We start from the raw sequence: 12,423 nt of genomic DNA, 5'->3' as shown, positions 1-12,423 counted from the left end.
GCGGTCGACGGGGCGGTCCGGCCGCGGCGGGCGGTCCGGGCGGGGCGGGCGGTGTGCTCGTGCCGCGTTCGGTGTCTTGTGTTCGGTGCCTTCGGCGCGGGGTGGTCCGGAGGGTGCGAGTGGCGATGCGGTCAGCCGCGGGTGGCCAGCGAGCGCAGGAAGAACGCCAGGTTCGCCGGGCGCTCCGCCAGGCGCCGCATGAAATATCCGTACCAGTCCGTGCCGAAGGCGAGGTAGACGCGCATCCGGTGGCCCCGGGCGGCCAGCCGGGTGTGCTCCGCGGACCGGATGCCGTACAGCATCTGGAACTCGTAGTCGTCCGGCCCACGGCCCGCGCGCTGGGCGAGGTCCTGTGCGATGGCCACGATCCGCGGGTCGTGCGTGCCGACCATCGGATAGCAGTCACCGGCCATCAGGATCTTCAGGCAGCGGATGTACGCCCTGTCGACCTCGGCCTTGTCCTGGTGTGCGACGGAGGGCGGCTCCTTGTAGGCGCCCTTCACCAGTCTCACTCGTGAGCCTGCCCGCGCGAGCTCACGGCAGTCGTCCTCGCTGCGGAACAGGTACGACTGGATGACCGCGCCCGTACGCGGGAAGCGCGCCAGCAGCTCGGAGTGGACGGCGAGGGTGGAATCCGTGGTGGTGTGGTCCTCCATGTCCAACGTGATGGTGGTGCCTATGCCCGCGGCGGCCTCGGCGACGTCGGTGGCGTGCCGCAGCGCGATGTCGTGGCCGCCGGGGAGTGCCTGGCCGAACGCGGAGAGCTTCACGGACATCTCGGCACGCTCACCGAGCGCCAGCGGCGCCAGCGCCTCCACGAGGCCCAGGTACGCGTCCCTGGCACGCAGGGCGTCGGCCGGGTCGGTGACGTCCTCGCCGAGCACGTCCAGGGTGACGTCGAGGCCGCGATCGGCCATGTCCTTGACCACGGGAAGCGTCGCCCCGACCGTCTCCCCCGCGATGAAACGGCCCACGACGGGCCTGGTCACCGGGGTGGCGGTGAGGACACGCCGGGTGCGGTCGCTGCGCGAGGCGGCGAGGATCATGGGACCGAGCACGAGGGCACCTCCAGGGGAGTCGAACCGGCACCGTGTGTGACGGTGGCACCGGAGGGGTGCCGGGCGATACCCGGATGTATCCGGTGCTTCCCGGGCTGTTCCGGAGTGTCCGGACGCAGTACGGAGAACCACCCTGAACTTAAGGATCTCTCCGATCCTCCGCCATCGACAGGTGTCACGCATCCGTGGCCTGGATCTCAGACATATGTCTGAGGCCGCCTCCTGTTCCCCGGGCACGCCCGGACGGGGCCGCGTCCGCGAGGGGCGCGGGCCATGACACCGCGCGGCTCCGCCGCGTGGACACGAGCGGCCACGGACGAGAGCGTCACACCCCCCACCGGCCCGAAGGAGGCAATCACCGCCGTGACCGGACCACCGCCCGGCGGGTGGCCGCGCGCGCAGTTCCCCGCGCCCCTGGGCAGGCCGGGGCAGCATCGCGCAGTTCCCGCGCCCCTGGGCAGACCGAGCACAGCCGGCGTCGAGGACAGGCCCCAGAACAGGCGCGGGGCAGTGACGGGGCGGTTTCGGCCATTCTCCGGGCCATTGGCCGGAGGGGGTGTAATGGGGGACGTGAAAGGCGACTACCAGGATCTCGTCGACGAGATCTCCGTCCTGCTCGGCACCCCCGCAACCCTGGAGGACCGCAGCTTCGGGCTGATCGCCTACGGCGCACAGGGCAGCGGCACCGACTTCGACGCCTCCTCGCTGGACCCCGTGCGCACCCGGTCGATCCTGACGCGGCGCTCCACGGCCGCGGTCCGCGCCTGGTTCGAGGGCTTCGGCATCGCCCGCGCCACCGGCCCGGTGCGGATCCCGGCCGCCCCGGAGGCGGGCGTCAACCTGGGCCGCATCTGCCTCCCGGTGCGGCACCGCGGAATCGTCCTCGGCTATGTGTGGCTGCTCGACCCGGGCGCCGGCACCGGCCCGGGCGAGCAGCAACTCTCCGCCGCCATGGAGGTGACCGCCCGGATCGGCGCCCTGCTCGCCGACGAGGCGCAGGCCGGCGCCGACCTGACGAGAGAGTTCCGGGCCGTGCTGACCGCGGGGCGCAGCCCGGACGCGAACGGGGCGGCGGCCCCCGCCGACCCCGCCACCGTCGCCGCCGCCCTCACCGCGCTCCGTGCCGAGCTGGGCGCCGACGCGGACGGCCTGCACACCGTCGTCTGCGTGGCCCCGTGGCCCTCCGCCGACCCGGAGGACGCCCCTTCGCCGCACTCCGTGCCGGGCGCGGCCGCGGTGTGCACGATGCCGTGGGGCACGGCGGGCCAGAGCCTGGCGGTGCTGATGCGGCTGCGCGCGACGGACGTCCTCACCCCCGCCCTGTCCGCCGCGGACCGGCTGCGCCGCGGACCGGAGACGCGGGGCGCCCGGAGCGAGTCGGAAGCCCCGGGCGTCCCGGGTATCCCGGGCGCCCCGGGCGGACGGGTCCGGAGGCCGCACACCGGCCGCGGCGCCGGCGCCGGACCGCACGCCGGAGCCGCGGCCGGCGCCGGTGCGGAAGCCGGCTCCGGGGCCGAGGCCGGCACCGGAGCGAAGGCCAGGGCAGGGGCCGACCCGAAAGCCGGTGTCGCGGCCGGGGCGCAGGCCGGCGCCGAAGCAGTGACCCGAATCGCCGCCGGGATCGCCGCACCCCGCCGAGGCCTCGCCCAGCTCGCCGACTCCTGGCAGGAGGCCTCGGCAGCGGCCCGCGCCGCGCTCGCCGAGGACCGGCTCGGACCGGTCGCCCAGTGGTCCGCCATCGGCCCGTACCGCCTGCTCACGGCCCTGCCCCCGCGGGCGTCGAGGGACCCCGCGACCCAGGAACTGCTCGCGCCCCCGCACCGCGAACTGGCCCGTACCGCCGAGGCCTTCCTGGACTGCGCCGGCCAGGCGAGCCGCACCGCGGCCCAGCTGGGCATCCACCGCCAGACCCTTTACTACCGCCTCTCCCGGGTCGAGCAGCTCACCGGCCTCGATCTGGACAACGGCGAGGACCGGCTGCTGCTGCACATGACGCTCAAAGGGGCCAGGCTGTAGCTCCCGCCCGGCGCACCGTCCTGAAGGCGTGGGCGGTACGCCCAGGGGAGTCGGGGACGAGCCCGAGGGGCGACCACCGCGGGCGGGGGGACAGGCCCCCCGGAAAACAAGATCCGCGGCGGTCAGTCCGCCAGGTTGACCGACCGGGCCGAGGTGGTCCCCACCTCGGCGGCCACCTCGGCCAGCACCGGCTGCGGCACGGTCCCGTCCACGGTCAGCACCGCGAGCGCCTCCCCGCCGGCCACCGCACGGGACACCTGCATCCCGGCGATGTTGATCCCCGCCTCGCCGAGCACCCGGCCGACCGCGCCGACGACACCGGGGCGGTCCTCGTAGCGGAGCACGATCATGTGGTCGGCGAGCGCGAGGTCGACCGTGTACTCGCCGATGGCGACGATCTTCTGGTGGTTCTTGGGCCCGGCGAGCGTGCCGGAGACCGAGATCTCCTCGCCGTCGCCGAGGGTGCCGCGGACGGTGACGACATTGCGGTGGTCCGGCGACTCGCTGCTGGTGGTCAGCCGCACCTCGACGCCGCGCTCCTGGGCGAACAGCGGGGCGTTGACGTAGGAGACGGTCTCGTCGATGACGTCCTCGAAGACGCCCTTGAGGGCCGAGAGCTCCAGGACCTTGACGTCGTGCTGGGTGATCTCGCCGTAGACCTCGACGTCGAGCCGGACGGCGACCTCGCCCGCGAGGGCGGTGAAGATCCGGCCGAGCTTCTCGGCGAGCGGCAGGCCCGGCTTGACGTCCTCGGCGATGACGCCGCCCTGGACGTTCACCGCGTCGGGCACCAGCTCGCCGGCGAGGGCCAGGCGGACGGACTTGGCGACGGCGATGCCGGCCTTCTCCTGGGCCTCGTCGGTGGAGGCGCCGAGGTGCGGGGTGGCCACGACCTGGTCGAACTGGAAGAGCGGGGAGTCCGTGCACGGCTCCTTGGCGAAGACGTCCAGGCCGGCGCCGGCGACCCGGCCCTCCTTGAGGGCCGAGTACAGCGCCTCCTCGTCGACGATGCCGCCGCGGGCGGCGTTCACGATCCGTACCGAGGGCTTGACCTTGTGCAGCGCCTCGTCGTCGATCAGACCCAGCGTCTCGGGGGTCTTCGGGAGGTGCACGGTGATGAAGTCGGAGACCTCGAGCAGCTCGTCGAGGGAGAGCACCTTGACGCCCATCTGGGCGGCCCGCGCGGGCTGGACGTACGGGTCGTACGCGACGACCTTCATGCCGAAGGCGGTCATGCGCTGCGCCACCAGCGCGCCGATCCGGCCGAGGCCCACCACGCCGAGGGTCTTCTCAGCGAGCTCGACGCCGGTGTACTTGGAGCGCTTCCACTCGCCGTTCTTGAGGGCGGCGTTCGCCTGCGGGATGTTCCGGGCGGTGGAGATGATCAGGCCGCAGGCCAGCTCGGCGGCGGTGACGATGTTGGACGTGGGGGCGTTGACGACCATGACGCCGGCCTTGGTGGCGGCGGCGACGTCGACGTTGTCGAGGCCGACGCCGGCGCGGGCGACGACCTTGAGCCTGCGTGCGGCTGCCACGGCCTCCGCGTCGACCTTGGTCGCGGAGCGGATCAGGATGGCGTCGACGTCGGCGATGGCGGGGAGCAGCTCGGCCCGGTCCGCTCCGTTGCAGTGCCGGATCTCGAAGTCGGGGCCCAGTGCGTCGACCGTGGCGGGTGACAGCTCTTCAGCGATGAGTACGACTGGTTTCTGCGACGCAGTGCTCACGTGAGTCCTCACAAGTCCCTTGCGGGCGGCCGTCCCGGGGCCGCATGCGGTGGAGGGTGCTAGCCGCGTGGAAGACGCACGACGCTGTGGCCCGACGCGTATGTGCTGAGCAAGTGTAGTGGCGGATGCGAGTGGCGTATTCCAGTCGGCGAAAGGATCACTCGTCCGTGGTGGGACGGGTGGGACGGCGCTGTCCTGGCGGTCCTGGCGGGTGTCCCCCGGCCGGAAGGCGCCCCTCGCGAAGGAGGCGGGCCGGCCCGGGGCGGCGGCACCCGGGCGGGCCCCGGGCGGCGGCTCCGCGCCCGGGCGGCTCGGCACCGATCCGGCACCGGACGGGCCCGGGGAGCGGCGCGGCGCCCGGGTGGCCCGGGCGGCGGCTCCGCGCCCGGGCGGAGATGGACCGCGGGGCCGCCCCCGGTCCGGGAGCGGCCCCGCGTCCGCGAGCTCTAGGCCTCTTCGTCGACCCAGCTCATCAGCTTGCGCAGCTTCTTGCCCGTGGTCTCCAGGAGGTGCTCCTGGTCGGCCTTCTTGTACTCGTTGTACCTGGGCAGACCGGACTCGTACTCCTTCATCCAGTTGTTGGCGAAGGAGCCGTCCTGGATCTCGCCGAGGATCTTCTTCATCTCGGCCTTGGTGCCGTCGTTGATCAGCCGCGGCCCCGAGATGTAGTTGCCCCACTCGGCGGTCTCCGAGATCGACCAGAGCATCTTCTCCAGGCCGCCCTCGTACATGAGGTCCACGATCAGCTTGAGCTCGTGGAAGCACTCGAAGTACGCGATCTCCGGCTGGTAGCCCGCCTCGACCAGCGTCTCGAAACCGGCCTTGACCAGCGAGGTGATGGAACCGCACAGCACGGTCTGCTCACCGAACAGGTCTGTCTCGGTCTCCTCGGTGAAGGTGGTCTTGATGACGCCGGCGCGGGTGCCGCCGATGCCCTTGGAGTAGGAGAGCGCGAGTGCGAAGGCGTTGCCGCTCGCGTCCTGCTCGACGGCCGCGATGCACGGCACGCCGCGGCCCTCCTCGTACTGGCGGCGCACCAGGTGGCCGGGGCCCTTGGGGGCGACCATGCAGACGTCGACATTCGCCGGGGGCTTGATCAGGCCGTAGCGGATGTTGAAGCCGTGGCCGAAGAACAGCGCGTCGCCGTCCTTCAGGTTCGCCGCGATGGACTCCTCGTAGACGCGGCCCTGGATCGGGTCCGGCACCAGGATCATGATCACGTCGGCCTCGGCGGCGGCCTCGGCGGGGGTGACCACCCGCAGGCCCTGCTCCTCGGCCTTCGCCTTGGACTTCGAGCCCTCGTGCAGGCCGACGCGGACATCGACGCCCGAGTCGCGCAGCGAGAGGGCGTGCGCGTGGCCCTGGCTTCCGTAGCCGATGACCGCGACCTTGCGGTTCTGGATGATGGACAGGTCGGCGTCGTCGTCGTAGAACAGCTCGGCCACTGGGTCTCCTTGTTTGTGCCGGTGTAGCTGGTCCCACCGTACGGCGGGAGGGGTAGGGGTCGTTCTGCGGTCTCGGATGTCGGGATCCGGAAACCTGGGGCGGGAGCCGGGGGGCGGCTCCCGGTTCCGGGCCGTGTGCCTAGGCGCTGCGGTCCAGCGCGCGCAGGCTCCGGTCGGTGATGGAGCGCGCGCCGCGTCCGATGGCGATGGTGCCGGACTGGACGAGCTCCTTGATGCCGAACGGCTCCAGCATCTTCAGCATGGCCTCCAGCTTGTCGCTGGATCCGGTGGCCTCGACGGTGACGGCCTCCGGGGAGACGTCGACGGTCTTGGCGCGGAAGAGCTGGACGATCTCCACGATCTGGGAGCGCGTCTCGTTGTCGGCGCGCACCTTCACGAGGACGAGCTCGCGCTGTACGGCGCTGCCCGGCTCCAGTTCGACGATCTTGAGGACGTTGACGAGCTTGTTGAGCTGCTTGGTGACCTGTTCGAGCGGCAGGTCCTCCACGGTGACCACGATGGTGATGCGGGAGATGTCGGGGTGCTCGGTAGTGCCGACGGCGAGCGAGTCGATGTTGAAGCCGCGGCGGGAGAACAGGGCGGCGATCCTGGCGAGGATGCCGGGGGTGTTCTCGACCAGGACGGAGAGCGTGTGCTTGGACATGTCGCTACCTTTTCTTTCGCTCCGACGTCTCGGCCGGTCAGTCTTCCTCGAGGTCGCCGAAGTCGGGGCGGACGCCCCGGGCGGCCATGACCTCGTCGTTGGAGGTGCCTGCGGCGACCATCGGCCACACCATGGCGTCCTCGTGGACGACGAAGTCGATCACCACGGGGCGGTCGGTGACGGCGTTGGCCTCTTCGATCACCTTGTCCAGCTCGTCCGGTGACTCGCACCGCATCGCGACGCAGCCCATGGCCTCCGCGAGCTTGACGAAGTCGGGCACGCGGGTGCCGCCGCTGGACTTGCCGTCCACCGCGATGCCGTCCTTGGGGCCGCTGTGCAGGACGGTGTGGGAGTAGCGCTGGTTGTAGAAGAGCGTCTGCCACTGGCGGACCATCCCCAGGGCGCCGTTGTTGATGATGGCGACCTTGATGGGGATGTTGTTCAGGGCGCAGGTGGTCAGCTCCTGGTTGGTCATCTGGAAGCAGCCGTCGCCGTCGATGGCCCAGACGGTGCGGTCCGGGCGGCCGGCCTGGGCGCCCATCGCGGCCGGCACCGCATAGCCCATCGTGCCGGCGCCGCCGGAGTTGAGCCAGGTCGCGGGCTTGTCGTGGTCGATGAAGTGGGCCGCCCACATCTGGTGCTGGCCGACGCCCGCCGCGAAGATCGTGCCCTCCGGGGCGAGCTGCCCGATGCGCTCGATGACCTGCTGGGGGGCGAGGCTGCCGTCCGCGGGCTGGTCGTAACCGAGCGGGTAGGTCTCGCGCCAGCGGTTGAGGTCGCGCCACCAGGCCGCGTACCTGGTGCGGGCCGCCTCGCCGGGGGTGCCCTCGCTGTGCTCGCGCTGGACCGCCTGCACCAGGTCGGCGATCACCTCGCGGGCGTCCCCGACGATCGGCACGTCGGCGGCGCGGTTCTTGCCGATCTCCGCGGGGTCGACGTCCGCGTGGACGATCTTGGCGTGCGGGGCGAAGCTGTCCAGCCTGCCGGTGACGCGGTCGTCGAACCGGGCGCCCAGGGCGACGATCAGGTCGGCCTTCTGCAGCGCCGCGACGGCGGCGACGGTGCCGTGCATCCCGGGCATGCCGACGTGCTGGGGGTGGCTGTCCGGGAAGGCGCCGAGCGCCATCAGGGTGGTGGTGACGGGCGCGCCGGTCAGCTCGGCGAGAACCTTCAGCTCGGCGGTGGCGCGGGCCTTCAGCACGCCGCCGCCGACGTACAGCACGGGCCGCCTGGCCTGGGCGATCAGCTTGGCGGCCTCGCGGATCTGCTTGGCGTGCGGCTTGGTCACCGGGCGGTAACCGGGCAGGTCCATGGCGGGCGGCCAGCTGAAGGTGGTCCGGGCCTGCATGGCGTCCTTGGCGATGTCCACGAGGACGGGGCCCGGGCGGCCCGTGGAGGCGATGTGGAAGGCCTCGGCGATGGTCCTGGGGATGTCGTCGGCGTTCTTGACGAGGAAGTTGTGCTTGGTGATCGGCATGGAGATGCCGACGATGTCGGCCTCCTGGAAGCCGTCCGTGCCGATCAGGTGGGTGGCGACCTGGCCGGTGATCGCGACCAGCGGCACCGAGTCCAGGTGGGCGTCGGCGAGCGGGGTCACCAGGTTGGTGGCGCCGGGGCCCGAGGTGGCCATGCAGACCCCGACCTTGCCGGTGGCCTGGGCGTACCCGGTGGCCGCGTGGCCGGCGCCCTGCTCGTGCCTGACCAGGACGTGCCGGACCCGGGAGGAGTCCATGAGCGGGTCGTACGCGGGAAGGATCGCACCGCCGGGGATTCCGAATACCGTCTCGGCCCCGACCTCCTCAAGCGAACGGATGAGGGCCTGCGCGCCCGTGACGTGCTCGACGGGGGCGGCGGGCTGCGCGGAGGAACGGGGCCGCGGCTGCGGATGATGGGCCCCGGAGGCCTGCTCGGTCATCGGCATTCTCTTCTCGATGCTGAGGTTCGGTGCGTGGGTCGTACGGTGCGGGAGGGGCGGGGGCGGCGGGCCGCTCGGGCGGGCGGACCGCGCCGGTGCAACAAAAAACCCCTCGTGCCGTGAGGCAAGCGAGGGGAGCGCGCCGGGTGTGGTCGCTGGTGTGATCACTACCGACCACGGCCCAGCTCAGCCGACGCGCTGTCCAAGTACGAGGATTCGGGTGCGCATGGCATGACCTTCCCCCCGCCGCGCTCCGACTGTCAAGGTGGTGGGACGGACGTCTCATTATGTGAGCGGCTGGACGCGTGTCCGGTGAGCGCTCCCGCGGAGCCGCCGGTGAGGAGCGCCTCGACGGGGTCGCCGGGCACCGGGAAGCGGCCGACGGTCAGCGCCCTGCGCAGACGGTACTCGTCGAGCGGCCCCGAGAAGACCAGGCCCTGGCCGTGGGTGCAGCCCATGGCGCGCAGCGCGGCGGCCTGCTCGGGGCGGTCGACGCCGTCGGCCACGGAGTCCAGGCCCAGGTCGGACGCGATCCGCAGCAGCCCGCTGGTGATCTTGTGCAGCCGGGCCGAGTCGGCGACGCCCTCGACGAGCGCCCGGTCGAGTTTCAGCCAGTCCACGGGGAGCTTGCGGAGGCTGGTGAAGGCCGCGTACCCGCTGCCGAAGCCGTCCAGCGCGATCCGCACGCCGTGCCTACGCAGGGCCGTGAGGCGGCGCTCCAGATCGTCCAGGGGGACGTGCGGCTCGCTGCCGGCCAGCTCGACGATGAGGGCGCCGGAGGGCAGCCCGTACCGGGTGAGCAGTGCCTCGATGGAGCCGACGGGCAGGGAGCGGTCCAGCAGGCGGCGGGCGGTGGTCCTGACCACGACGGGCAGGACGTGCCCGGCGCGGGCCCGCTCCGCCGCCTGTTCGACGGCCGCCTCGATGGTCCAGCGGCCCAGCTCGGCGGCGTGCTCGGGGTCGTCGCCGCCGCGCAGCAGCTCGGTGGGGGCGTAGAGGGAGCCTTGCGAGGTGCGCCAGCGGGAGTGCGCGGCGACCGAGGCGATCCGTCCGGTGCCGAGGCAGACCACGGGCTGGTGCAGCAGGGCGAAGTCGCCCTCGTGCGGGGTGGGGCGGCGGCGGGCGGTGAACGGGGTGGTGCGCACCACGTCGGCGCGCATCTGGGCGTCGGCCCGCATGTGAGGCGCGTAGAGCTCGACGCGGCCCTTGCCGCCGGCCTTGGCGCGGTACATCGCCAGGTCGGCGTTGCGCAGCAGCTCGCCGGCGGTCAGGCCGGGCTCCGCGAACGCGACGCCGATGGAGGCGCCGACCCTGACGTCGTGCCCCTCGATGGTGTACGGCCGGGACAGGGCGGACCGCAGCCGGTCCGCGAGCTCGTAGATGTGCTGCTCGCGTGCGGTGTGGCCGACGGTGCCGTCGCCGACGACCAGGGCCGCGAACTCGTCGCCGCCGAGACGGGCCGCGGTGTCCGACTGGCGCACGGCCTCCTGGAGCCTGCGGGCGGCCTGCACCAGCAGGTCGTCGCCGGCCTGGTGGCCGATGGTGTCGTTGACGCCCTTGAAGCCGTCGAGGTCGATGAAGAGCACGGCGGTGCCGCGGTCGGTGGTGCGCCGCCCGCTGAGCGCCAGGCCGACACGGCGGGTGAACAGGACGCGGTTGGGCAGGTCGGTGAGCGGGTCGTGCTCGGCGTTGTGCTGCAACTGCGCCTGGAGGCGCACACGTTCGGTGACGTCCCGGCTGTTGAGGATGAGGCCGCCCTCGTGGCGGTTGATCGTGGACTCGACGTTGAGCCACTGGCCGTCGCCGGACCTGAAGCGGCACTCGATCCTGCTGGTGGACTCCTGGGTGGGGCTGGCGGCGAGGAACCGGCGCACCTCGTGCAGCACGGCTCCCAGGTCCTCGGGGTGGATCAGGGCGGAGAGCTTGGAACCCTCCAGCTCGTCGGGGTCGCGGCCGTAGACGCCCGCGGCGGCGGGGCTGACGTAGCGGAGCACGCCGTCCGGTGCGGCGATCATGATGACGTCGCTGGAGCCCTGGACCAGGGAGCGGAAGTGGTTCTCCTTCTGGGCCAGCTCGCGGGCGAGGGCCATGTTGTCCAGCAGCATGATGCCCTGGCGGACGATCAGGACGAGCACGACGGTGCAGGCGGTGAAGAGCACCACGCGGTCGACCCTGCGGCCGTCGAGGACGTTGAACAGGATGCCCAGGGTGCACACCGCCGCCGCCAGGTAGGGCGTGAGAGCGGCGAGGGGGCCGCCCGTGGGGCGGCTGACGGGGTAGCGCTCCTGCTCGATGACCGCGCGGGCGGGTGCTCCGCGCGCGGTGACCGGCTCCGGGCCCCGCTCGGCCGAGGCTTTCCCGCCGCGGTGCTCGCCGCCCTTGCGGGGCGCGGGGACGACGGCGGCGGCCGCGGGCGGTCCGTCCACCGGGCGGGCCTGCTTGGCGGCACCGGCCCAGGGGGCGTAGGCGAGCAGCAGGGAGCCGGCGAACCAGCCGGCGTCCAGGAGCTGGCCCGAGCGGTAGCTGGCGTGCAGCAGGGGCGAGGTGAAGAGCGCGTCGGACAGCACGGTGAGGGCGAGGGCGCCGATGGCCGTGTTCACCGCGGAGCGGTTGACGGAGGTGCGCCTGAAGTGCAGGACGAGCACCATGCTGATCAGGACGATGTCCAGCAGCGGGTAGGCCAGCGAGAGGGCGACGTGCTCGACGCTCTGCCCGCGCACCCGGGCCGTGCGTGCCAGGGCGAGGCTCCAGGAGAGCGTCAGCAGGGAGCCGCCGATCAGCCAGGCGTCCAGCGCGAGGCAGGCCCAGCCGGCCTTGGTCAGGGGCCGCTTGGCCAGCACCAGCAGGCCGACGATGGCGGGCGGCGCGAAGCACAGGAAGAACAGGTCCGCGCAACTGGGGCTGGGCACCGGGCGGCCGAGCACCACCTCGTACCAGCCCCAGACGCCGTTGCCCACCGCCGCCATCAGGGACGAGACGGCGAACAGCAGCCATGCGGGGCGCAGCCCGCCGCGGCGGCTGCGTGCGTAGAGCAGGCAGGACACCGCGGCCGTCACGGCGGCGAGGCTGAGGCCGAAGTCGCCCATGACGAGGGCGACCCACTTCGTGCCCCAGCCGAGGGCGGCGCCGATGGCGTAGCCGCCGCAGACCAGGATCAGGACGCACTGCGGAAAGAGACCGCACCTGCCGATGAGCGGCCGCCGGGCCGAGAGCACGGGGGAGGTCACCGGTCCGCTCCCGCCCGGTCGGTCGTGCGCTCGGCGGGGTGTCCGGGGCGGCGGGCCGGGAGGCCGGTCCATGGCCGCCCGGCCGGTCGCGCTCCTCTGCCGGCGCCCGGTGCGCGCGTGCCCTGGGTCGCGCCGCTCGGTATGCGCGTCACCGGTCGCCGGGGTTCCAGTCGGCGGCTTCGCCGCTGCGGATTGATTGTCCATTGGCCGTGCATCGCCCGTCGCCCCCCTCGCAGGTCATTGGGGCCTGTCCCCCGCGCCGTTCCCGCGCGGCGCAGCCCCCTGTCCGGGACGATACACCAGGATCGTCACTCAGCGACATAGCCCATCTACCGAGCGTAATCGGTGGAGGCCATATGAACACGCCCCGTATT

Annotated in this window: 7 protein-coding genes; 1 reads left to right on the top strand and 6 read right to left on the bottom strand. The window is 72.6% G+C overall.

The window, feature by feature from the left end; genetic code table 11:
- Positions 1-131: 131 nt before the first annotated feature.
- Positions 132-1,058, bottom strand: a complete 927-nt coding sequence (locus ACSMXW_RS27110; RefSeq protein ID WP_485800066.1) for a proline dehydrogenase family protein — start codon at positions 1,056-1,058, stop codon at positions 132-134.
- A 561-nt stretch (positions 1,059-1,619) separates the two neighbouring features.
- On the opposite strand from ACSMXW_RS27110, the gene ACSMXW_RS27105 reads away from it, so the two are divergent.
- On the top strand, positions 1,620-3,074 hold the full coding sequence (locus ACSMXW_RS27105; RefSeq protein WP_485800065.1) for a PucR family transcriptional regulator: 1,455 nt from the start codon (positions 1,620-1,622) through the stop codon (positions 3,072-3,074).
- 122 nt (positions 3,075-3,196) lie between these two features.
- On the opposite strand, the gene serA is transcribed toward ACSMXW_RS27105, so the two are convergent.
- The 5 genes from serA to ACSMXW_RS27080 all read right to left on the bottom strand — a co-directional run bounded on the left by serA (position 3,197) and on the right by ACSMXW_RS27080 (position 12,121).
- Complete coding sequence (gene serA / locus ACSMXW_RS27100; RefSeq protein WP_485800064.1) at positions 3,197-4,798, bottom strand: phosphoglycerate dehydrogenase; 1,602 nt, start codon at positions 4,796-4,798, stop codon at positions 3,197-3,199.
- A gap of 446 nt (positions 4,799-5,244) precedes the next feature.
- The gene (gene ilvC / locus ACSMXW_RS27095) at positions 5,245-6,243 is read right to left on the bottom strand and encodes a ketol-acid reductoisomerase (protein WP_485800063.1); all 999 of its coding nucleotides are present in this window, start codon (positions 6,241-6,243) and stop codon (positions 5,245-5,247) included.
- A 139-nt stretch (positions 6,244-6,382) separates the two neighbouring features.
- The gene (ilvN, locus tag ACSMXW_RS27090) at positions 6,383-6,907 is read right to left on the bottom strand and encodes an acetolactate synthase small subunit (RefSeq protein ID WP_212909082.1); all 525 of its coding nucleotides are present in this window, start codon (positions 6,905-6,907) and stop codon (positions 6,383-6,385) included.
- Positions 6,908-6,944: 37 nt separating this feature from the next.
- A complete protein-coding gene (locus ACSMXW_RS27085; RefSeq protein ID WP_485800062.1) occupies positions 6,945-8,828 on the bottom strand; it encodes an acetolactate synthase large subunit in 1,884 nt (627 codons plus the stop codon).
- Positions 8,829-9,082: 254 nt separating this feature from the next.
- Positions 9,083-12,121 (bottom strand): putative bifunctional diguanylate cyclase/phosphodiesterase, encoded by a 3,039-nt coding sequence (locus ACSMXW_RS27080; RefSeq protein WP_485800061.1) that lies wholly within the window; start codon positions 12,119-12,121, stop codon positions 9,083-9,085.
- Positions 12,122-12,423 lie beyond the last annotated feature (302 nt).

Source organism: Streptomyces sp. DSM 116793 (assembly GCF_057320905.1).
Note: the sequence above shows the minus strand (reverse complement) of the source record. Positions and strands in the feature narration are given on the sequence as shown.

Coding starts and splice junctions, on each gene's coding strand:
- ACSMXW_RS27105 (WP_485800065.1), top strand. CDS start 1,620: ATGGGGGACGTGAAAGGCGACTACCAGGATCTCGTCGACGAGATCTCC.
- ilvN (WP_212909082.1), bottom strand. CDS start 6,907: ATGTCCAAGCACACGCTCTCCGTCCTGGTCGAGAACACCCCCGGCATC.
- ACSMXW_RS27085 (WP_485800062.1), bottom strand. CDS start 8,828: ATGCCGATGACCGAGCAGGCCTCCGGGGCCCATCATCCGCAGCCGCGG.
- ACSMXW_RS27080 (WP_485800061.1), bottom strand. CDS start 12,121: ATGGACCGGCCTCCCGGCCCGCCGCCCCGGACACCCCGCCGAGCGCAC.